Raw genomic sequence first — 19,111 nt, forward strand, 5'->3', positions numbered from 1 at the left:
GCCCTTCTCAAGCGGATACAGCCTCCATGACCCAGTCTGTCCTAGCCGAACGCGCCGAATCCGACACCACGGGCAAGCCCGTTCTCGATTTCAAGCGTGACGACGGCTTCTTCGAACTGGATCGCAAGGCCGCCAGGGAAATCGGCGCCTCCTACGCGGAGCGTTACCGCACCGCCTCGCCCTTCCCGCATATCGTCCTTGATAATTTCATGGATCGGGAAATCCTGCGCGAGGTCAACCGCGAGTTCCCGCAATCGGAAAAGGGCCGTTTCTCGGACGAATTCTCGCAGCTCAAGACCGGCTACACGCTCGACAAGATCCGCAGCGCCTATATCCAGGACCTGTTTTCCGCGCTGAATTCCGCCGCCTTCCTCAACTTCCTCGAGAAGATGACCGGCATACAGGGTCTGGTGTCCGATCCCCGCTTCGTCGGCGGCGGCCTGCATGAAACGCGCCGTGGCGGCCACTTGTCGATCCACGCGGATTTCAACATCCATCCGACCTCGCGGATGCGTCGCCGGCTCAACCTGATCCTCTTCCTCAACGAGGACTGGAACGAGGAATGGGGCGGCGCGCTGGAGTTGTGGAACAAGGCCATGACCGCCTGCGAGCACAAGGTCCTGCCCGAAATCGGCCGTGCGGTCGTCTTCAACACCGACAGCACCAGCTATCACGGACACCCCGATCCGCTGGAAACCCCGCCCGACATCACCCGGCGCTCGATCGCGCTCTACTACTACACGGTTCCCGAAGGCCTGCGCATTCCGCATACGACCGTGTGGAAAAAGCGCCCCGGCACCAACGACAAGGCGGCATCGCTGGGCGAACGGACGAGCTACGTCATCCGTCACCTGCTGGGCAAACGCTCCGAGTACTGATGCGCCAAGGGCGCCGTCAGCCCCTGCCGATGCGTCCCGGTCCTGCCATGCGCTTGCGCATCGGCAGCACCGGACGGCCTACTTATTTCAACGACCGCATGTAGTCGGCCGTGATCTGCATCTCTTCGCGCAGCATCTCTGCCGCGGGGCCATCGATCGTTGAGTTTTCGCAGAGACGAATGATCACCTCCCGATACTCCGGGTACTTTCGCAATTCAAAAGCCGCCGCCATCTTCGAGGCCACGCTTCCGTCCGGTTGCCCCAGGTGATCCATGATCTGGAAAAAGCGCTGGTATTCCTGATGGCTGACCTCCCGACGCCGCGCCAGCGTGTAGAATATCGCCGACCATGCGAGCGCACCCAGGGGAATGACGATACCTGCCCACGCCAGCCATTCGCCGGCCGTAGACAGGTTCATCATCATTACCACCACTTCTCCGGCTTCGCCGTGAACCCGGCCCGCTGCTCGATCGCGAGGCCTGCGTTCAATACGCCCTGCTCGTCGAATGCCTGGCCGATGATCTGCAGCCCCAGCGGCAGGCCTTCACGGTTGAGACCGGCAGGGACCGACATCGCCGGCAGGCCCGCCAGCGAGGCGGGCACCGCGAAGACGTCGTTGAGGTACATCTTGAGCGGATCGTCGACATTCTCGCCGAGCGCGAAGGCAGCGCTCGGCGCGGTCGGCGCGAGGATCACGTCGCATTCGGTGAAGGCGTTCTTGAAGTCGTGGCTGATCAGCGTGCGCACCTTCTGCGCCTGCGTGTAGTAGGCATCGTAGAAGCCTGCCGAGAGCACGTAGGTGCCGATCAGGATGCGGCGCTTCACTTCGGCGCCGAACCCGGCAGCGCGGGTTGCTGCGTACATGTCCTGCAGGTTGGCGCCATCGGGCAGGTCACGCAGGCCGTAACGCACGCCGTCATAGCGCGCGAGGTTCGAGGAAGCCTCGGCCGGGGCGATGATGTAGTAGGCCGGCAGCGCGTACTTGGTGTGCGGCAGCGAGATCTCGACGATCTCCGCGCCCGCGTCCTTCAGCCATTCAATGCCCTGATCCCAGGACTTGGCGACGTCCTCGTCCATCCCGTCCATGCGGTATTCGCGCGGGATGCCGACTTTCTTGCCCTTCATGTCGGCCGAAAGGTTCGCTTCCCATTCGGGAACGGCCATGTCGAGACTGGTCGCGTCCTTGGGATCGAAACCGGCCATGGCTTCGAGCATGATCGCACAGTCGCGCGTGTCGCGCGCCATCGGCCCCGCCTGATCGAGCGAGCTGGCGAAGGCGACGACACCCCAGCGCGAGCAGCGCCCGTAGGTCGGCTTGATGCCGGTGATGCCGGTGAAGGCGGCGGGCTGGCGGATCGAGCCACCGGTGTCGGTGCCGGTCGCCGCCGGGCACAGCCGCGCGGAAACGGCGGCGGATGAACCGCCCGAGGACCCGCCCGGCGCCAGCGCGGCATTGCCGCCGTCGTTGCGCTTCCACGGCGAGATCACGTTGCCGAAATAGCTGGTCTCGTTCGAGGAGCCCATCGCGAACTGGTCGAGGTTGAGCTTGCCAAGCATGCCCGCGCCCGCATCCCACAGCTTCTGCGAGACGGTGCTCTCGTACTCGGGCTTGAAGCCTTCGAGGATGTGGCTGGCCGCGGTGGTCTGCACGCCGACCGTGGCGAACAGGTCCTTCATGCCGATCGGCACGCCGCCCATCTTGCCCAGCGCCTCGCCCGCGGTGCGCTTGGCATCGGTGGCCTTCGCGGCCTCGATCGCGGCTTCGGGCGTCGCGACGATGAAGGCGTTCAGGGCCTCCTGCGCAGCGGCGACATTGGCGTTGAAGGCTTCGGCCACTTCGACGGCGGTGAAGTCGCCCTTGGCAACGCCGTCGCGGATGGCAGCTACGCCGAGTTCGGTAAGGTCAGTCATGCTGTTTTCCAGCCGTTGTGGCCGCATGCCCTTCGACAAGCTCAGGGCGAGCGGAGATAGAATCGTTCTGTTCCCAAGACCGCTCATCCTGAGCTTGTCGAAGGATGCGTATCACTCGATCACCTTGGGCACGCCGAAGAAACCGTGCTCGGCCGCGGGCGCATTCGCCAGCACGGCATCGCGCTTGTTGCCGCCGGTGAGCGGATCGGCATCGATCACGTCGTCGCGCAGGCGCAGCGTGTTGGGGATGACGGCGGTCATCGGCTCGATGCCGGTGACGTCCACTTCGCCGAGCTGTTCGACCCAGGCGAGAATGCCGTTGAGCTCGGGCACCATTGCCTCGAGTTCCTGCTCGCTCACCTTGATGCGGGCAAGGCTGGCGATCTTGGCCACGGTTGCGGTATCGACCGACATGGCTGTTCCTCAATGATGCGAGGCCGACGCGCGGCCTCTCCCGGAAAATAGGCTGTGAGCGGGCGCTAGCACCCGCTCCAGACCGCATCAAGCGGCCATAGGCCGGATCAGGGGTGGACCGGAGCCTCGCCGCCCTGGGACTGCATCTGCATCTGTTGCAGCTGCTGCATGATGCGCTGCTGCTGCTCGATCTCGGCGCGGCTCTTGAAGTCCAGCAGTTCGATCTCGAAGGTCAGGTCGGTGTTTGCCGGAATGTCGCCCACGGCCTTGCTGCCGTAAGCCAGTTCCGAGGGAATCTCGACCTTGTACTTGCCGCCGCGCTGCATCTGCACCAGCGCCTTGCTGAAGCCGGGGACGACTTCGCCCAGCGCCATCGGCACCTGCGTGGCCTGATCGAAGACCTTACCGTCGGGCAGCGTGCCCTTGTAGTTGATGAGCACGACGTCTTCCATCGTCGGCGATTCGCCGGTGCCGGCGGTCAGCGTCTCGACATGAACGGCGGGCGGCAGCGCGGCATAGGCAATGCCGCCGGCAGCCAGTGCAATCGCGGCCACGCCCAGCCAGATCTTGGTGAGTGCGCCCTTGGCGATCGGCTGGAGCGGGACGCGGGTGATCTCTGTCATCGTCGAATGGCCTCGTTCGGGTTCGCCCCGGAGCATGGATGCACAAAGGGCGCGGATGGGATTTCCGCGCCCTCATGGCTCAAGCCGGGCCCACGTTCAAGAGGAACCGGAGATTTTGCGGCGCCCTGCGCACAAGCGCAGGATTCCAGCCTTACTTGACGCCGTCGCGCTCCATGCGCTTGCGCTCCAGCTTGCGGGCGCGACGAACGGCAGCGGCCTTTTCGCGGGCGCGCTTCTCGGAGGGCTTTTCGTAGTGACGGCGCAGCTTCATTTCGCGATAGACACCTTCCCGCTGCAGCTTCTTCTTGAGCGCACGAAGGGCCTGATCAACATTGTTGTCGCGAACCATGATTTGCATAAACCGACACACCTCACAAATCGAATGCGCTAGCCCCGCATTCCGACGCGGGGGCACACTCATATAAAATACGAAAACACGCCGAATCCCCATCGGGGTCGGCTCGAAGTTGGGGGCCGCTAGCACCGGACTGGCAAAAAGGCAAGCAATCTCGCGAGAGAACTTGTCTCGCGCCGGGCACGTAACTCGGCCTTCGATGCCTTAATACCACACCTGCGCCGGTTATTCCAGTTGGCTGGCAACAAGGCCGCATCCGGACGAACCCGCTCGCAAGGCGTTCCATGCAGATGGGCATTCCATGCAGATGCATGCCGCACCGCGCCGATTCGGCACACCCGCCCGAACCGCGCCCGCCCGATCATGGCGGAGATTGGAAAACCCCGCGTTCGCGGCTAAGGCGGCCTGATGCCTCAACCTTCCTTCCTTGCCGCATCGCTTTACGTAGCGCTGGGCGGCGGCACCGGCGCCTGGCTGCGCTTTCTCGTCGGCCGCGCCTGGACCGCCATGATCGGCCCCATACGCGCCAGCGAATTCCCCTTCGCCACGCTGACCGTCAACGTGCTCGGCAGCCTGTTCATGGGGCTGCTGATCGGCTGGCTTGCCCGCTTCGGCAGCCATGGCGAAGGAACGCGGCTGTTCCTCGCGACCGGGATGCTGGGCGGCTTCACCACCTTTTCCTCGTTCAGCCTGGACATCGTCACGCTGGCCGAGCGCGGCCAACTGGGCCTTGCCGCCTTCTACACAGGCATTTCGGTAATCGCAGGCGTGACCGGGCTGTTCCTCGGCCTCGCGCTCATGCGGCACGTGGGGTAAGCGCGATGGCTGATACCGATTCCGTCCGCCAGTTCACCGTCGGCACCGACGACGATGGCGTCAGGCTCGACCGCTGGTTCAAGCGCCACTTGCCGCAGGTGGGCTTCGCCACCGTATCGCGCTGGGCACGCACCGGGCAGATCCGCGTCGACGGCAAGCGCGCCGACGTCGACACCCGGCTGGAGACCGGGCAGGTCCTGCGCGTGCCGCCCGGCGGCGAGGCCAGGCCCGGCGGCAAGGCGCCCCGCCCCCGACGCGAACTGACCGAGGAAGAACTGGCCCTCGCCGATTCGATGGTGCTGACGCAGGACCGCGCCGCGATCGTGCTCAACAAGCCGCCCGGGCTCGCCACGCAGGGCGGATCGGGCATGAAGCAGCACGTCGACGGCCTGCTCGATGCCTTTGCGATGGGCGGGCCGGGGGACACAAAGGATCCCCCGCGCCCGCGCCTCGTCCACCGGCTCGACAAGGATACCTCGGGCGTGCTGCTGATCGCGCGCACGCCAGGCAGCGCCGCGTTCTTCTCCAAGCGCTTTTCGGGGCGCTCGGCCAAGAAGATCTACTGGGCGCTGGTGGTGGGCGTGCCGAACATCAGCGACGGCATGATCGAACTGCCGCTCGCCAAGCAGCCGGGCACCGGCGGCGAGAAGATGCACGTCGACGAGGAGAACGGCCAGCCCGCGCGCACCCGCTACCGCGTGCTCGACCGCGCCGGCAACCGCGCCGCCTGGGTGGAACTGCATCCGCTGACCGGCCGCACCCACCAGCTACGCGTGCACATGGCCGCCATCGGCCATCCCATCGTCGGCGACGGCAAGTACGGTGGGCAGGACGCGTTCCTTTCGGGTACGATCAGCCGCAAGATGCACCTGCACGCGCGGCGCCTCATCATCGACCACCCGGACGGCACCCCTCTGGACGTGACCGCCCCCCTGCCCGAACACTTCGCCAATTCGATGGCCTCGCTCGGCTTCGACGAGGCGGACGGCGCGGAACTACCCCCGGCCCCGCCCGAGCCGACCAAGGCCGACGAAAAGCGCGCCGCCAAGGCCCACGCCAAGGAATACCGCAAGGAACGCCGCGGCGAGCGCCGCAAGCGCAGTGACAGCCCGTCGGGGCGGGTCCGTTCCGGCAAGGCGGCCGGCACCCCCGGCACGAGGAAGACGCCCGGCAAACCCGGCGGCAAACCGTCCGCCCGACCCGGCCCGCGCAAGCCCGGCGGTGCGCGTCCCGGCGGCCCGAAAGGCCGCCGCTGATGCACCCCAACGCGCAATTCCGCACGGAGAACCGGGCGCTGATGGAAGCCCTGGTCGCCGAGATCGGCTTCGGCATGATCTTCGCGACCACGCCCGACGGCCCGCGCGTGGCCCATACGCCGCTGCTGTGGACCGGCGATGGCGCGCTGCAATTCCACCTCGCGCGCGGCAATGCGCTTGCCCGCCACCTTGACGGCATGACCGCGCTGGCCGTGGTCAACGGCCCCGAGGCCTATGTCTCGCCGCGCTGGTACGAGAGCACCGTGGAAGTGCCGACGTGGAACTACGTCACCGTCGAAATCGAGGGCCGCGTGCGGCGGATGGACGATGACGGGCTGCAAGGCATGCTCGAAGCGCTCTCGGCCCACAACGAGACGCGTATCGCCAGCGGCACGCCCTGGACGATGGACAAGGTGCCCCCCGCACGGCTGAGCCAGCTCAAGGGCGCCATCGTCGGCTTCGAGCTGGAAGCGCAGGCATGGCGGCCGACCTTCAAGCTCTCGCAGAACAAGAGCGCCGACGAGCGCGAGCGTGTGGCGCTGGGCCTTGAACAGGAAGGCTCACGCGCCATTGCCCAGCTTATGCGGGACGTGGTCGGATGAAACTTGCCGTGTTCGATTGCGACGGCACGCTCATCGACGGGCAGGCCTCGATCTGCGAAGCGATGGAGATCGCCTTCGCTGCCTTCGACCTGCCCGCCCCCTCGCGCGGGAACATCCGCCGCGCGGTGGGCCTCTCGCTGCCCCGTGCGATCCGCCAGTTGCTGCCCGACAGCAGCGAGGAACAGCAGCACGCCATGGCCGATGCCTATAAAGAGGCCTTCCGCACCGCACGCAGCGAGGGTCGTGTCGCACAGCCGCTGTTTCCCGGCATCGAGGACCTGCTGCGCACACTCCACGGCGCGGGCTGGACGCTGGGCGTCGCCACCGGCATGTCCGATCGCGGGCTGGCGCATTGCCTTGCCGACAACGGCATTTCCGACCTCTTCGTCACCCTGCAGACCGCCGACCGCCACCCTTCCAAGCCGCACCCGGCCATGCTGGAAGAAGCGCTGTTCGAAGCGGGCGCACTGCCCGAAGAGGCGGTGATGATCGGCGATACCGGCTACGACATGCAGATGGCGACCAGCGCCGGCACCCGCGCGATTGGAGTCGACTGGGGCTACCACCACCCGCACGAACTGATCGCGGCCGGGGCCGAAAAGGTCGTGGAGACCCCCGCCGAGTTGCTGGAATACCTTCAGACATGAGCGAGAAAGATCCCGCCGCCGCGCGCTTTGCCGCGATCCACATCACGCGCCTGATGGGCGTGGCCTTCGTGGTCGTGGGCCTGCTCGTCGCCACCGGTCGCCTGCTTCCCGGCCTGCCCGATTGGGTGGGCTATCTGCTTCTCGCCAACGGGCTGGTCGACATTTTCGTCATCCCCCCGATTCTCATTCGCAAGTGGCGCACACCGAAATGAAACGCTTCTACAAGGACGTAACCGTCGATCAGACCGACGGCGGCTGGCGCGTGCTGCTCGACGGGCGCGGCATCAAGACCGCCGGCGGCCGGGCGCAGGTCGTGCCAAGCAAGGCGCTGGCCGAAGAACTCGCCGCGGAATGGGCCGGTCAGGGCGAAGAAATCGACCCTGCCGCCTTCCACTTCCGCGATCTTGCCGATTTCGCCATCGATGCCGTCACGCCGGACCGCACGAAAGTGATCGCCGACCTGCTGCCTTATGCAGAGACCGATACGCTGTGCTACCGCGCCGATCCCGACGAAGCGCTCTATCAGCGCCAACTCGAAGTCTGGGAGCCGCTGCTCGCATCGATCGAGGAACGCCTCGGCGTGCGTTTCACACGCATCTCGGGCATTCTCCACAAGCCCCAGCCCGAAGTGACGCTGGCGCGGCTGCGGCAAGAGATCGAAGCCGAAAGCAACTTCGCCCTCGCCGCGCTCAAGATGCTGGCCAGCCTCGCCGCCTCGCTGACCATCGCCACCGAGGCGATCCGCCCCGGCGCCGATGCCGAGGCGCTGTGGAAAGCTGCCGAACTCGAATCCGACTGGCAGATCGAGCTGTGGGGCGAGGACTGGGAAGCCGCCGAACGCCGCACCGCCCGCTTCGAGGCCTTCACGCTGGCGATGCGCATGGCGGAACTCTCGCGCGCCGAATGAAGCTGATCTTCAGCCGCAAGGGGTTCGACAGCACGGCCGGGGGCGTCCCCTCCCCGATCGTGGACGGCGTGCCCGTCTCGCTGCCGATCCCCGCGCGCGACCGTTCCTGCACGACCTTTGCCGACCGCGGGCTGCAGGACCTCGTCACGCAGACCACGCGCGGCAAGCTGACCGGTGCGGACTTGTGCCATGACGATCCGATGTTCGCGGATGGACTGTGCTGGTTCGGCCAATGCGGCGCGGCACAGGGGCACCTCATCAAGCACGGCGTCGGTCCGGGCGATCATTTCGTGTTCTTCGGCCTCTTTGCCGATCCCGAGACGGGCGAGCGACATCACCGCATCTTCGGCCATATGAAAGTGCTGGCTTGCGGCGCGCCCGATGCGGTTGCCCGCTCACAACACTGGTGCAATCCGCCGCGCCCGCATCCGCACCTTTCGGGCGAATGGCCGGCCAACAACGCGCTGTGGTTCGGGACCGGCACAACGGCCGTCTCGGCAAATCCCGCCCTGCGCCTCACCCGGCCCGGCGGCCCGCTCAACCTGTGGGACGTGCCGCCTTGGCTAAAACGCCGTGGCCTCACCTACCATGACCGACCCGAACGCTGGATCGGCCGCACCGGGCTCGATTCCGCCAAACGCGGGCAGGAATTCGTCTGCGACCTCGGCCGCGCGCGGGAACCGCGCCGCTGGCTGGAACAGATCGTTGCGCTGATCGAGGGCTGCTGACGCGAAAAAGCCCGCTGCGGACGAACCGAAGCGGGCTTTCCGTCAGGGCTGTGTGGGAACACGCCAGCCCTGTCTTCTTGAGATCGGATCGATCAGAACTTCACGCCGAGCGCGACGATGCCGTTGTGGCGGCTGAAGTCGGATTCGTAGTTCGAGTAGCGATACTCGGCCTTGACGAAGATCTTGTCGCTCAGGTCGTACTGGTAGCCGGCGCCGAGACGGAAACCGTCGCCGTTGGCACCGTCGCTCGCCGAGTCCACGCCGTCGCTGTAGGTCGCGCGGATGCGGGCGTTGGTGTAGCCACCGAAGACATAGAGCTTGCTCTTGTCGCCCACCGAGGTGCCGAGACGGACGACGGCGGCCAGATCGCGGCCGGTCTTGACGCACAGACGATCGCCGGCGGCGAGGACGTCGCGGGCGCATTCCTTGGTGGTGCTATCCGCAACGGTGCCCTGGATGCCGACGAACATGCCGCCCGACAGCGGAAGGTCGTAGCCCGCCGAAACGCCGTAGTTCAGGCCCTCGTCCGACTCGCCCTGGACCGAGATCGAATCGAGACCGGTTTCCACCTGCACATAGGCCTGGGCATTGGCTGCGGCCGGGATCGCGAACAACGCGGCGGCAGCGCCTGCAATGGCGAACTTCTTCATGATAACTCCTGCATGTACTAACCTTCCGCGCCGAATTCGGCTGCGGGGAGGCGCCGCATACAGATCGAAAAAATGCAGGCAAACCGGATAGTTGCCACATCACTGAAACAGAACTGTCATTGTTGCGGGGCAGCAACAGGCCAGAACCGGCAAAACGGGGAACTTCCCCGGATTTTCCCCGCTTCAAACGATTAAAGAGAAATGCTTGAAGCCTGTCCAAGAATTATTTTTGCAGGCAGGCCTTTAAAAATGCAAAGCCGATTCCAAGGGAACGTTACTTCGGGCTTTCACCCGCAAGCCAGTCCGATACCTGCCGCGCGACGTCGTTGGCCGCTGCATTTAGCGCGGGGCCTACCGCCTCGGCCTTCGGCACGACGTCGTTGACCACCGCCTCGAAGCGCTTGGTGGCGATCTGCGACCCATCGATGCCATCGGTACGCACGGCATCGAAGCTTACCACGACGGCCCGCTTCTGCGCATCGTAGCCCAGCCGCAGCAGGCGTCCGCCGATCACGGTCTTGCCGGTCACTTCGTAGTCGCCGCCCTCGACCACCAGCTTGCCGGTGCGGGCGCGGATCGTCTCGGCCAGCAGCGAACGGAACTGGCGCGTGGGCTTTTCGATCCAGGCCGCGTTCTTCAGGTAGGCCAGCCGCGAGGCATCCACGCGCACCGGCACGCGCAGCACGTCGAGACTGCGATCGGCATCCGGATCGAGCACGACGATCGCATCGGCCAGCTGCCCGCTCACGGCCGCCCCGGCCGGGGCGGTTTCCTCGGCGGTCAGGCGAAACAATTCCTCGGGCGCCTTTCCGCCAAGGCTGATGCACCCCGACAGGCCGAGGCACGCGGCCGCGATCAGCAGGCCCTTGACGATACGGTCTGTGCCCGAGGGCTTCGTCGCTTTTTCCATCACGTTCCCAATCATGGCCAGAGTCACGGCTTGTAGTCGGGCAGCTTCTGGCCCTTGAGCAGTGCGCCGGCCCCCTGCTCGTCGATCTTCTCGGTCACGTTGCGCAGCGCCTTGCTGGTCGCGCGCAAGTCGCGGATCGCGGCCTCGGCGGCGGGCAGCGTGCTTTGCGAAACCTGGTCCAGCGCCGGCTGCGCGTGCGCCATCGTGGCATTGAGCTGGTCCATCGACTTCTGCGCCGAGGACAGCGTGCGGCGAAGCTGCGCCGCCAGCGAATTGCTGTCCGTGCCCAGCAGATTGCCGGCCTTGTCGGCAACGCCCTCGAAAGCGGCGAGCGTCTTGGTCGCCTGATCGAGCGTGCCCTGCAGCTCCTTGAGCGTCTTGCGCACTTCGGGCGTCGCGCCGGACAGGTCGCGCGTCATCTTGTCGGCATTGTGCAGGATGCCGGTGATCGAGCGACGGTTGTCCTCGGACAGCAGGAGATTGAGATTTTCAGTCAGCGTCGCAAGGCGCTCCATCAGCAGCGGGGCGTTGGCCAGCACCTCGCTGAGGCCGCCACGGCTGGTGGGAATGACGGGGACCCCTTCCGGCCCGGGCTCGGTGAGCGGCGGAGCGCCCTTCTTCGCACCTTCCAGCTGGATGTCGGAAACGCCGGTGAAGCTACCCTGGATCGTCGCCGAGGTGCCGATGGTGATCGGCACCTTCTCGTCGACGCGGATGCGCACGCGCACGAAGCTGGGGTCCTTGCGCCACAGTTCGATCTGCCGCACCTGTCCCACCGGCACGCCCGAATAGGCGACCTCCGATCCCTTGGCGAGGCCGTCCACCGACTGCTTGAAAAAGATGTCGTATTCGTTCTGCGCACCCTCGTTGAGCCGCGCGATCCAGACGATGGCCGCGGCGAGCGCCACCAGCAACGCCAGCGTGACGGCTCCTACCCAGACGTGATTGGCCCGTGTTTCCATGCCGTAAGCCTATGCCCCCGTGTTGCCTGCACTGTCCATGGCGGTCTCGACTTCGGGATCGCCTTTTGCCGCCAGCGCAGCCCGGCCGCGCGGGCCGTTGAAGTATTCCTGGATCCACGGATGGTCGAGTGCGAGAAGTTCCGGGATCGTGCCGACCGCGATCACCTGCCTGTCCGCGAGCACCGCCACACGGTCGCAGACGGCGTAGAGCGTGTCGAGGTCGTGGGTGATGAGGAACACCGTCAGCCCCAGCGTCTCCTTCAGCTCGCGCGTCAGGTTGTCGAAGGCGGCCGCACCGATCGGGTCAAGCCCCGCGGTCGGCTCGTCGAGGAACAGCAGTTCCGGATCGAGCGCCAGCGCGCGCGCCAGACCGGCTCGCTTCTTCATGCCGCCCGAAAGTTCGCTGGGATACTTGAACGCGGCCTCCTCGGGCAGCCCCGACAGGCGCACCTTGAAGCGGGCGATCTCGCTGCGCAGTCTGTCCGAAAGCTCCGGGTAGAACTGCTTGAGGGGGACCTCGACGTTCTCTTCCACGGTCAGCGTGGAGAACAGTGCGCCGCCCTGGAACAGCACGCCCCAGCGCGAGCGAATATCGATGTCGTCGCCGTCGTGATCCGCCATCATGTCGTGCCCGAGCACTTCGACCGAACCAGCGGCGGGTGGCTGCAACCCGATGATCGAGCGCATCAGCACCGACTTGCCGGTACCCGAGCCGCCGACCACGCCCAGCACCTCGCCCTTGCGCACCTTGAGCGAGAGGTCCTCGTGCACGACATGCTCGCCGAAGGCATTGCGCAGCCCCTCGACCACGATGGGGTATTCGCCCCGATAGTCGTCAGAAAGGTCCGTCATTTCCAGCCGATCTCCGTGAAGAAGATGGCGAAAAAGGCGTCGAGCACGATCACGGTGAAGATCGCGGTGACCACCGCCTGCGTGGTACGCGTGCCCACTTCCTCGGCGCTGCCCGAAACCTGCATGCCCTGGTAGCAGCCGGCCAGCGCCACGATCAGCCCGAAGACCGGCGCCTTGGACAGGCCGACCCACACGTCGGTGATCGGCACCACTTCCTGCATGCGCTGGAGGAAGGTCCAGAATGGGATGTCGAGCGCGAAGTTCGAGATGAAGGCGCCGCCGATGATCGAGAGCACCGCCGAATAGAAGCCCAGCAGCGGCATCATGATCATCGAGGCAAGCACGCGCGGCACCACCAGCGCCTCCATCGGCGAGACGCCGCTCGTGCGCATGGCATCGACTTCCTCGGTCAGCTTCATCGTACCGATCTGCGCGGCGAAAGCCGATCCCGAGCGGCCCGCGACCATGATCGAGGTCATCAGGATGCCCAGTTCGCGCATCGAGAGGCGGCCGGTGAGGTTGATGGTGTAGATCTCCGCGCCGAACTGTTCGAGCTGCACCGCACCCTGCTGCGCGATGACGATGCCGATCAGGAAGCTCATCAGCCCGATGATCCACAGCGAGTTGATACCCACGTACTGCATGTGGTGCACCAGCGCCGTGCCGCGCAGGCGCGAAGGGTGGCGCAAGGTCGTGCCCAGGGCCGCGATCAGTTCGCCCAGGAACGCGATCGACCTGACGAAACCGTGCCCCCAGCCGATCACCACATCGCCGATGTCGGCCAGCGTGCGCGGCAGCAGCGACGGCCCCGGCAGGGGTTCGGCCGGATGTTCTCCCACGCTGCCGATCGCGGCGAGCAGCCGGTGCGCCTGCTCGCTTTCGCCGGTGATCGAAAGGCCGTGCTCGCGCGCGTAATTGGCGACGAGCCATGCCCCGGTGGTGTCGATATCGTCCACACCCGACAAGTCGATACAGGCGAAATTTCCGTCGAGCGCGGCCAGCCGGGCATCGAGATCGCCGAGCGAAAAGACTCGCAACGCCCCCTTCAGCGCCAGTGTCGGGACGCCGCCATCGTCGCTTTCCGACAGGGTAAATTCCGCGTATTCGCGCATGTCCGCCCGTATTTGAGGGAAAAACCGTGGTCCGGCAAGTGGTTCTACCCATGCGACGAAGCGGAGGCCACCTCCCCGGCCGCCATGGCGGAAAAATATTGTGCAGCACTCTCGCCTTGCACGGAAACCCGGGCGCTGGCAAAGCCCCGCGCCATGACTGAAACCGCGCCTGAAACCGCTCTCGACAAGACTTTCGACCCCGCCCAGATCGAGGCCAAGTGGTATGCCCGCTGGGAACAGGATGGCCTGTTCCGTCCCGAACGCCCGGATGCGCAGCCCTTCACGATCGTCAATCCGCCGCCGAACGTAACCGGCAGCCTGCACATCGGCCACGCGCTCGACAACACGCTGCAGGACGTGGTGATCCGCTACGAGCGCCTGCGCGGCAAGGATGCGCTGTGGGTGGTGGGCACCGACCACGCGGGCATCGCCACGCAGATGGTGGTCGAGCGCCAGCTGGAAGCCCGGCAGGACAAGCGCACCAACTACACGCGCGAGCAGTTCGTCGACAAGGTCTGGGAGTGGAAGCACGAGAGCGGCGGCACGATCACCGGCCAGCTTCGCCGCCTGGGCTGCTCGATGGACTGGAGCCGCGAACAGTTCACCATGGACCCGCACTTCACCAAGGCCGTGGTGAAGGTCTTCGTCGACCTCTACAACGAGGGCCTGATCTACCGCGACAAGCGGCTGGTGAACTGGGACCCCCGGCTCAAGACCGCGATCAGCGACCTCGAGGTGGAAACGCGCGAGGTTCAGGGCAGCTTCTGGCACTTCCGCTATCCGCTCAGCGACGGATCGGGATACATCACCGTGGCCACCACGCGTCCCGAGACGATGCTCGCCGACATGGCCGTGGCGGTGAACCCGGAGGACGCGCGCTACAAGGCCCTGCTGGCGCGCAAGGCCACCGTGATCCTGCCGATCACCGGGCGCGAGATTCCCATCGTCGCCGACGAGCACGCCGATCCGGAACTGGGCTCTGGCGCGGTGAAGATCACGCCGGGGCATGACTTCAACGACTTCGAGGTCGGCAAGCGCGCCGGGTTTAAGCCCGCCGACATGCTCAACATGCTCGATGCCGAGGCGCACGTGTGCCAGACGGCGGACGGGCTGATCCCCGAAAAGTACCTCGGCCTCGACCGCTTCGAGGCGCGCGAGATGATCGTGGACGAGATGAAGGAGCTGGGCTTCCTCATCCCGCACGTCACCAGGGACAAGGAAGGCCACGAATTCGCGCACGACGCCGAGCCGCGCACAATCCAGACGCCCTACGGCGACCGTGGCGGCGTGGTGATCGAGCCCTGGCTGACCGACCAGTGGTACGTCGACGCGGCGAAGCTGGCCGGTCCGCCGATGGAAGCCGTGCGCTCGGGCGCGATCGAGATCGTCCCCAAGACCTGGGAAAAGACCTTCTTCAACTGGATGGAGAACATCCAGCCGTGGTGCGTGTCCCGCCAGCTCTGGTGGGGCCATCGGATTCCGGCGTGGTATGCAGAGGACGGCGAGGTCTTCGTCGCCGAGACCGAGGAACAGGCGCAGGCACTCGCCGGCAACAAGTCGCTCACCCGCGACGAGGACGTCCTCGACACCTGGTTCTCCTCCGCGCTCTGGCCCTTCGCAACGCTCGGCTGGCCGGACAATGTGATTGAAAACCCCGCTCAGCCTGAGCTTGTCGAAGGCCCCTCGCCCAGCGCGGAACGTGCTTCGACCCTTCGACAAGCTCAGGGCTCAGCACGAGCGGAGAAGGTGAAAGCGGTTCCGGGCTCGCTCCTCGACCGCCACTACCCCAACGACCTGCTGGTCTCCGGCTTCGACATCCTGTTCTTCTGGGATGCGCGCATGGCGATGCAGGGCATCCACTTCATGAAGGAAGTGCCGTGGAAGCGGCTCTACCTGCATGGTCTGGTGCGCGCGGCGGACGGGGCGAAGATGTCCAAGTCCAAGGGCAACGTGGTCGATCCGCTCGGCCTCATCGACCAGTACGGCGCCGACGCGCTGCGCTTTTTCATGGCCGCCATGGAAAGCCAGGGCCGCGACGTGAAGATGGATGAGAAGCGCGTCGAGGGCTACCGCAACTTCGCCACCAAGCTGTGGAACGCCGCCCGCTTCTGCCAGAGCAACGGCATCGGCGCGAGCACCTCGGTAGCGGCGCCCGCCGCCACCAGCGCTGTCAACAAGTGGATCATCGGCGAAGTCGTCGAATGCCAGGCCGAACTCGACAAGGCCATGGCCGACCTGCGCTTCGACGCGGCGGCGAACACCGTCTATCACTTCGTGTGGGACCAGTTCTGCGACTGGTACATCGAACTGGTGAAGGGCAATTTCGATGCGGAAACCAAGGCCGTCGCCGGCTGGGTGCTCGACCAGATCCTCGTCATGCTGCACCCCTTCATGCCCTTCGTCACCGAAGAGTTGTGGAGCAAGATGGGCGACCGCGCGGACTATCCGCTGATCACCGCCAAGTGGCCCGAGCCCGGGGCTTCGGTCGATGCCGGGGCCAAGGCCGAAGTCGAATGGCTGATCGCGCTGGTCGGCAACCTGCGCGGCGCGAAGGCCGAACTCGGCATTGCGCCGGGCGCGCGCCTGACCGCCTACCTTGCCGATCCGTCCGATACGACGAGGGCCATCGTCGAGCGCAACGGAGCGGTGGTGGACCGCCTCGCCCGTCTCGACGCGATCCATTTCGAGGCAGCCCCCGCCGGACCGATGCTGCAGATCGGCGCAGGCGACGCCATGCTGGCGATCCCGCTCGAAGGCGTAATCGACATCGCCGCCGAAAAGGCCCGCCTCGAAAAGGCGCTCGCCGCCTCGCAGAAGGAAGCCAAGTCGCTCGAAGGCCGCCTCTCGAACCCCAAGTTCGTCGAGAAGGCCAAGCCAGAGGCGGTCGAAAAGGCCCGTGCCGACCACGCCCACCACGCGGCGGAAGCGGAACGACTGGCCGCCGCGCTCAAGCGACTGGGGTAATCCTCCCCGGCACGGGGAGGGGGACCATGCGAAGCATGGTGGAGGGGATTTGCCCCCCGACGCAAGGTAGAGTGGCAGGGATCGTCCCCTTCCACCACGCCTCTGCGCGTCGCGGTCCCCCTCCCCGTGCCGGGGAGGACATACCGGCCCTGCGCGCAATTTCATTTTCCTACCCGCGCGCCTTCTGCCACTCTGGCGCGATGACCACCCTGCCCCGCACCCCGCAAATCCCGCAAAAGGTGACAGTCCGGCGCAAGGTGACACTTTTCTCCCTGGACCGTGTAAACCGTGTCAACCGGACCTGTAACCTTGCGCCCCCGAACCCATGCTGACGCTCGCCACCACCACTCCGGGTGAACCCGAACTGTTCGCCTCGCTGCAGGGCGAAGGGCCCTCGATCGGGCGGCCCAGCACTTTCGTGCGCCTGTCTCGCTGCAATCTCGCCTGCCAGTGGTGTGACACCGCCTACACATGGCGGTTCGAGGGCGACAACCGTCCCCACCGCGACACCGCCGCGTTCGAACGCAAGGCCAACCAGCTGTCGCTCGACGAGACCGACGTGGCCGGGCGTATCGCCGCCCTGCCCCCGGACCGGCTGGTGATTACCGGCGGCGAGCCGCTGCTGCAGGGCGCGGCGCTGGCCCGCATGGTTGCCGCGCTCAACGAACAGCGGCCCGGCATGCACATCGAGATCGAGACCAACAGCACCGTGGCGCCGCACCCGGCGCTCGATCCACTGGTCCACCAGTACAACGTCAGCCCCAAGCTCGCGCACAGCGGCAACACGGCGGACCTCGCGCTGATCCCGGAGCGGCTTTCCGCCTGGGCCGCCGATCCGCGCGCCTATTTCAAGTTCGTGATCGCCGAGCCCGGCGACCTGGACGAAGTCCTTTCGCTGCAACAGGCCCACGCGATCCCCGGCGACCGTTTGTTCCTCATGCCCGAAGGACGCTCCAGCGATGTCCTGAAAGCGCGGTCGCAATGGCTGGCGGAAATTTGTTCCCGGAACGGATTTCGCTTTACCGACCGCTTGCACATCCATCTCTGGGGCGACACGAGAGGAACATGAACGAGGCCTCCCCCATCCCCGCAGGCGAAGATCCGACCAGCGAAACCGAAGTTCCGCCGCAGGACCTCGGCCCCGTGAAGGGCGACCTGACGAAAGGGCCGATCCTCAGGACGCTGCTGCTGTTCTCGCTGCCGATGCTGCTCTCCAACGTGCTGCAGACGCTCAACGGCTCGGTCAATGCCATCTGGGTGGGGCGGCTGATCGGCGAAAGCGCGCTGGCGGCAACGGCCAATGCCAACGTCATCATGTTCCTGCTCTATGCCACCGTGTTCGGCTTCGGCATGGCGACGACGGTGCGCGTGGGCCAGCACTTCGGCGCGCGCGACATCGACGCGGCGCGCAAGACTTTCGGTTCCGGGCTGGGGTTCTGCTTCGCGCTCTCGCTGATCGTCGCCGTGGCAGGCGGGATCTATGCCCCCGCGCTGCTCCACACGCTGGGCACCCCCGATGCCAGCAAGGCCGAGGCGCTGTCCTATCTGCGCGTGATCTTCGTCACCATTCCGCTGGGCGGCATCAACATGATGGTCTCGATGGCCATGCGCGGCGCGGGCGATTCCAAAACGCCGATGAACGCGATGATCCTGACCGTCGCGATCGACACGGTGCTCAACCCGGTGCTGATCATGGGGCTGGGGCCGATACCCGAACTGGGCATCGCCGGTTCCGCGCTGGCGACGGCCTGCGCCAATCTCGTGGGCATGACGTTCCAGATCTGGCGGATCTACCGACAGGACCTGCCAATGCGGCTGCGCGGGGCCGAACTCGGCTACGTCGTGCCGCAGGGCAGCGAACTGCGCTACATCGTCACCAAGGGCCTGCCGATGGGCGCGCAGATGCTGCTGGTTTCCTCCGCCGGGCTGATCATGGTGGGCCTCGTCAACCGCGAGGGACTGAATGCCGCGGCGGCCTATGGCGCCTCGCTGCAACTGTGGAACTACCTGCAGATGCCCGCCTTCGCGATCAGCACCGCGGTCAGCGCGATGGTCGCGCAGTCGCTGGGCGCGGGCGATCATTCGCGCGTGGGCAAGGTCACCCTCGTCGGCATGGGTACGAACCTCGTGATGTCGATCGCGCTGGCCGCGCTGATCGTCGGGTTCGATCGCCCGCTGCTGGCGCTGTTCCTGGGCGGCAACAGCCCGGCCCTGCCCGTCGCCGAGCATATCCAGCTGATCTGCACGACCTCGTTCGTGATTGTCTCGATCACCATGATCCTCACCGGCACGATGCGCGCCTACGGCGCCGTGGTGGCGCCGCTGGTGATCATGTTCCTGGGTCTCTATCCGGGGCGCCTCGGCTTCTACTTCCTGGCGCGGCCGATGATCGACAGCGAGGCGGTATGGTGGGCCTATCCGGTCGGGTCGGTGCTCACCGTGGCGCTGACGCTGGCCTACTACCGCTTCGGCAAGTGGCGCGACGCGTTCAGGATGTGACGCGCCGCGTGCCGGCCCGGCGCAG

21 protein-coding genes are annotated in these 19,111 nt (G+C 66.0%); 11 read left to right on the forward strand and 10 right to left on the reverse strand.

Going from position 1 to position 19,111, the window contains the following annotated elements:
• The first annotated feature begins 26 nt into the window (after positions 1-26).
• Positions 27-878 carry a 2OG-Fe(II) oxygenase gene (locus NZK81_RS08995; RefSeq protein ID WP_260045794.1) on the forward strand — a complete coding sequence of 284 codons (852 nt, stop codon included), beginning with the start codon at positions 27-29 and terminating at the stop codon, positions 876-878.
• 82 nt (positions 879-960) lie between these two features.
• Here NZK81_RS08995 and NZK81_RS09000 read toward each other — a convergent pair whose 3' ends face one another.
• The 5 genes from NZK81_RS09000 to rpsU form a co-directional block, all read right to left on the reverse strand.
• On the reverse strand, positions 961-1,302 hold the full coding sequence (locus NZK81_RS09000) for a hypothetical protein (RefSeq protein ID WP_260045795.1): 342 nt from the start codon (positions 1,300-1,302) through the stop codon (positions 961-963).
• Entirely contained in the window at positions 1,302-2,789 is a 1,488-nt protein-coding gene (gatA, locus tag NZK81_RS09005) for an Asp-tRNA(Asn)/Glu-tRNA(Gln) amidotransferase subunit GatA (RefSeq protein ID WP_260045796.1), read from the reverse strand. Before gatA ends, NZK81_RS09000 begins: the two co-directional genes overlap by 1 nt.
• Positions 2,790-2,900: 111 nt before the next feature.
• Positions 2,901-3,203 carry an Asp-tRNA(Asn)/Glu-tRNA(Gln) amidotransferase subunit GatC gene (gene gatC / locus NZK81_RS09010; RefSeq protein WP_260045797.1) on the reverse strand — a complete coding sequence of 101 codons (303 nt, stop codon included), beginning with the start codon at positions 3,201-3,203 and terminating at the stop codon, positions 2,901-2,903.
• A 107-nt stretch (positions 3,204-3,310) separates the two neighbouring features.
• A complete protein-coding gene (locus NZK81_RS09015; protein WP_260045798.1) occupies positions 3,311-3,826 on the reverse strand; it encodes an FKBP-type peptidyl-prolyl cis-trans isomerase in 516 nt (171 codons plus the stop codon).
• Positions 3,827-3,977: 151 nt separating this feature from the next.
• Positions 3,978-4,184 carry a 30S ribosomal protein S21 gene (gene rpsU, locus NZK81_RS09020; RefSeq protein WP_007011585.1) on the reverse strand — a complete coding sequence of 69 codons (207 nt, stop codon included), beginning with the start codon at positions 4,182-4,184 and terminating at the stop codon, positions 3,978-3,980.
• 405 nt (positions 4,185-4,589) lie between these two features.
• Between rpsU and crcB the strand changes: the two genes are divergently transcribed.
• From crcB to NZK81_RS09055, 7 genes are read left to right on the forward strand one after another with little or no spacing between them, the layout of a single operon-like run.
• Entirely contained in the window at positions 4,590-4,997 is a 408-nt protein-coding gene (crcB, locus tag NZK81_RS09025) for a fluoride efflux transporter CrcB (RefSeq protein WP_260045799.1), read from the forward strand.
• A 5-nt stretch (positions 4,998-5,002) separates the two neighbouring features.
• Positions 5,003-6,253, forward strand: coding sequence for an RluA family pseudouridine synthase (locus tag NZK81_RS09030; RefSeq protein WP_260045800.1), 1,251 nt, complete (start codon positions 5,003-5,005; stop codon positions 6,251-6,253).
• A gap of 41 nt (positions 6,254-6,294) precedes the next feature.
• A complete protein-coding gene (locus NZK81_RS09035; protein ID WP_419181665.1) occupies positions 6,295-6,855 on the forward strand; it encodes an FMN-binding negative transcriptional regulator in 561 nt (186 codons plus the stop codon).
• Entirely contained in the window at positions 6,852-7,502 is a 651-nt protein-coding gene (locus tag NZK81_RS09040) for an HAD-IA family hydrolase (RefSeq protein ID WP_260045802.1), read from the forward strand. The genes NZK81_RS09035 and NZK81_RS09040 overlap by 4 nt, the downstream gene beginning before the upstream one ends.
• Positions 7,499-7,714 carry a hypothetical protein gene (locus tag NZK81_RS09045; RefSeq protein ID WP_260045803.1) on the forward strand — a complete coding sequence of 72 codons (216 nt, stop codon included), beginning with the start codon at positions 7,499-7,501 and terminating at the stop codon, positions 7,712-7,714. The genes NZK81_RS09040 and NZK81_RS09045 overlap by 4 nt, the downstream gene beginning before the upstream one ends.
• Positions 7,711-8,409 carry an ATP12 family chaperone protein gene (locus NZK81_RS09050; protein ID WP_260045804.1) on the forward strand — a complete coding sequence of 233 codons (699 nt, stop codon included), beginning with the start codon at positions 7,711-7,713 and terminating at the stop codon, positions 8,407-8,409. Before NZK81_RS09045 ends, NZK81_RS09050 begins: the two co-directional genes overlap by 4 nt.
• The gene (locus NZK81_RS09055) at positions 8,406-9,137 is read left to right on the forward strand and encodes an Nmad3 family putative nucleotide modification protein (RefSeq protein WP_260045805.1); all 732 of its coding nucleotides are present in this window, start codon (positions 8,406-8,408) and stop codon (positions 9,135-9,137) included. Before NZK81_RS09050 ends, NZK81_RS09055 begins: the two co-directional genes overlap by 4 nt.
• A gap of 92 nt (positions 9,138-9,229) precedes the next feature.
• Here NZK81_RS09055 and NZK81_RS09060 read toward each other — a convergent pair whose 3' ends face one another.
• From NZK81_RS09060 to NZK81_RS09080, 5 genes are all read right to left on the reverse strand, one after another.
• Positions 9,230-9,787: an outer membrane protein gene (locus tag NZK81_RS09060; RefSeq protein ID WP_260045806.1), complete on the reverse strand. Its 558-nt coding sequence runs from the start codon at positions 9,785-9,787 to the stop codon at positions 9,230-9,232.
• A 274-nt stretch (positions 9,788-10,061) separates the two neighbouring features.
• Complete coding sequence (locus NZK81_RS09065) at positions 10,062-10,697, reverse strand: ABC-type transport auxiliary lipoprotein family protein (RefSeq protein WP_260045807.1); 636 nt, start codon at positions 10,695-10,697, stop codon at positions 10,062-10,064.
• A 23-nt stretch (positions 10,698-10,720) separates the two neighbouring features.
• Positions 10,721-11,659, reverse strand: coding sequence for an MlaD family protein (locus NZK81_RS09070; protein ID WP_260045808.1), 939 nt, complete (start codon positions 11,657-11,659; stop codon positions 10,721-10,723).
• Positions 11,660-11,668: 9 nt separating this feature from the next.
• A complete protein-coding gene (locus NZK81_RS09075) occupies positions 11,669-12,511 on the reverse strand; it encodes an ABC transporter ATP-binding protein (RefSeq protein WP_260045809.1) in 843 nt (280 codons plus the stop codon).
• Positions 12,508-13,623, reverse strand: coding sequence for an ABC transporter permease (locus NZK81_RS09080; protein ID WP_260045810.1), 1,116 nt, complete (start codon positions 13,621-13,623; stop codon positions 12,508-12,510). Before NZK81_RS09080 ends, NZK81_RS09075 begins: the two co-directional genes overlap by 4 nt.
• 153 nt (positions 13,624-13,776) lie before the next feature.
• Here NZK81_RS09080 and NZK81_RS09085 point away from each other — a divergent pair, with 153 nt between their 5' ends.
• The 3 genes from NZK81_RS09085 (at position 13,777) to NZK81_RS09095 (ending at position 19,086) form a co-directional block, all read left to right on the forward strand.
• Positions 13,777-16,587: a valine--tRNA ligase gene (locus tag NZK81_RS09085; protein ID WP_260045811.1), complete on the forward strand. Its 2,811-nt coding sequence runs from the start codon at positions 13,777-13,779 to the stop codon at positions 16,585-16,587.
• 325 nt (positions 16,588-16,912) lie between these two features.
• Positions 16,913-17,656 carry a 7-carboxy-7-deazaguanine synthase QueE gene (locus NZK81_RS09090; protein WP_260045812.1) on the forward strand — a complete coding sequence of 248 codons (744 nt, stop codon included), beginning with the start codon at positions 16,913-16,915 and terminating at the stop codon, positions 17,654-17,656.
• Positions 17,653-19,086 (forward strand): MATE family efflux transporter, encoded by a 1,434-nt coding sequence (locus NZK81_RS09095; RefSeq protein WP_260045813.1) that lies wholly within the window; start codon positions 17,653-17,655, stop codon positions 19,084-19,086. The genes NZK81_RS09090 and NZK81_RS09095 overlap by 4 nt, the downstream gene beginning before the upstream one ends.
• Positions 19,087-19,111: the final 25 nt, after the last annotated feature.

Source organism: Novosphingobium mangrovisedimenti, assembly GCF_025153475.1.
GTDB lineage: Bacteria > Pseudomonadota > Alphaproteobacteria > Sphingomonadales > Sphingomonadaceae > Novosphingobium > Novosphingobium mangrovi_A.

Excerpts from the sequence above, each read along its gene's own strand:
- NZK81_RS09000 (WP_260045795.1), bottom strand. The coding sequence starts at position 1,302 with ATGATGATGAACCTGTCTACGGCCGGCGAATGGCTGGCGTGGGCAGGT.
- NZK81_RS09055 (WP_260045805.1), top strand. The coding sequence starts at position 8,406 with ATGAAGCTGATCTTCAGCCGCAAGGGGTTCGACAGCACGGCCGGGGGC.
- gatA (WP_260045796.1), bottom strand. The coding sequence starts at position 2,789 with ATGACTGACCTTACCGAACTCGGCGTAGCTGCCATCCGCGACGGCGTT.
- rpsU (WP_007011585.1), bottom strand. The coding sequence starts at position 4,184 with ATGCAAATCATGGTTCGCGACAACAATGTTGATCAGGCCCTTCGTGCG.
- NZK81_RS09070 (WP_260045808.1), bottom strand. The coding sequence starts at position 11,659 with ATGGAAACACGGGCCAATCACGTCTGGGTAGGAGCCGTCACGCTGGCG.
- gatC (WP_260045797.1), bottom strand. The coding sequence starts at position 3,203 with ATGTCGGTCGATACCGCAACCGTGGCCAAGATCGCCAGCCTTGCCCGC.
- NZK81_RS09075 (WP_260045809.1), bottom strand. The coding sequence starts at position 12,511 with ATGACGGACCTTTCTGACGACTATCGGGGCGAATACCCCATCGTGGTC.
- NZK81_RS09030 (WP_260045800.1), top strand. The coding sequence starts at position 5,003 with ATGGCTGATACCGATTCCGTCCGCCAGTTCACCGTCGGCACCGACGAC.
- NZK81_RS09065 (WP_260045807.1), bottom strand. The coding sequence starts at position 10,697 with ATGGAAAAAGCGACGAAGCCCTCGGGCACAGACCGTATCGTCAAGGGC.
- NZK81_RS09040 (WP_260045802.1), top strand. The coding sequence starts at position 6,852 with ATGAAACTTGCCGTGTTCGATTGCGACGGCACGCTCATCGACGGGCAG.
- NZK81_RS09035 (WP_419181665.1), top strand. The coding sequence starts at position 6,295 with ATGGAAGCCCTGGTCGCCGAGATCGGCTTCGGCATGATCTTCGCGACC.
- NZK81_RS09090 (WP_260045812.1), top strand. The coding sequence starts at position 16,913 with ATGCTGACGCTCGCCACCACCACTCCGGGTGAACCCGAACTGTTCGCC.
- NZK81_RS09060 (WP_260045806.1), bottom strand. The coding sequence starts at position 9,787 with ATGAAGAAGTTCGCCATTGCAGGCGCTGCCGCCGCGTTGTTCGCGATC.
- NZK81_RS09045 (WP_260045803.1), top strand. The coding sequence starts at position 7,499 with ATGAGCGAGAAAGATCCCGCCGCCGCGCGCTTTGCCGCGATCCACATC.
- NZK81_RS09080 (WP_260045810.1), bottom strand. The coding sequence starts at position 13,623 with ATGCGCGAATACGCGGAATTTACCCTGTCGGAAAGCGACGATGGCGGC.
- NZK81_RS09085 (WP_260045811.1), top strand. The coding sequence starts at position 13,777 with ATGACTGAAACCGCGCCTGAAACCGCTCTCGACAAGACTTTCGACCCC.
- NZK81_RS08995 (WP_260045794.1), top strand. The coding sequence starts at position 27 with ATGACCCAGTCTGTCCTAGCCGAACGCGCCGAATCCGACACCACGGGC.
- NZK81_RS09095 (WP_260045813.1), top strand. The coding sequence starts at position 17,653 with ATGAACGAGGCCTCCCCCATCCCCGCAGGCGAAGATCCGACCAGCGAA.
- crcB (WP_260045799.1), top strand. The coding sequence starts at position 4,590 with ATGCCTCAACCTTCCTTCCTTGCCGCATCGCTTTACGTAGCGCTGGGC.
- NZK81_RS09050 (WP_260045804.1), top strand. The coding sequence starts at position 7,711 with ATGAAACGCTTCTACAAGGACGTAACCGTCGATCAGACCGACGGCGGC.
- NZK81_RS09015 (WP_260045798.1), bottom strand. The coding sequence starts at position 3,826 with ATGACAGAGATCACCCGCGTCCCGCTCCAGCCGATCGCCAAGGGCGCA.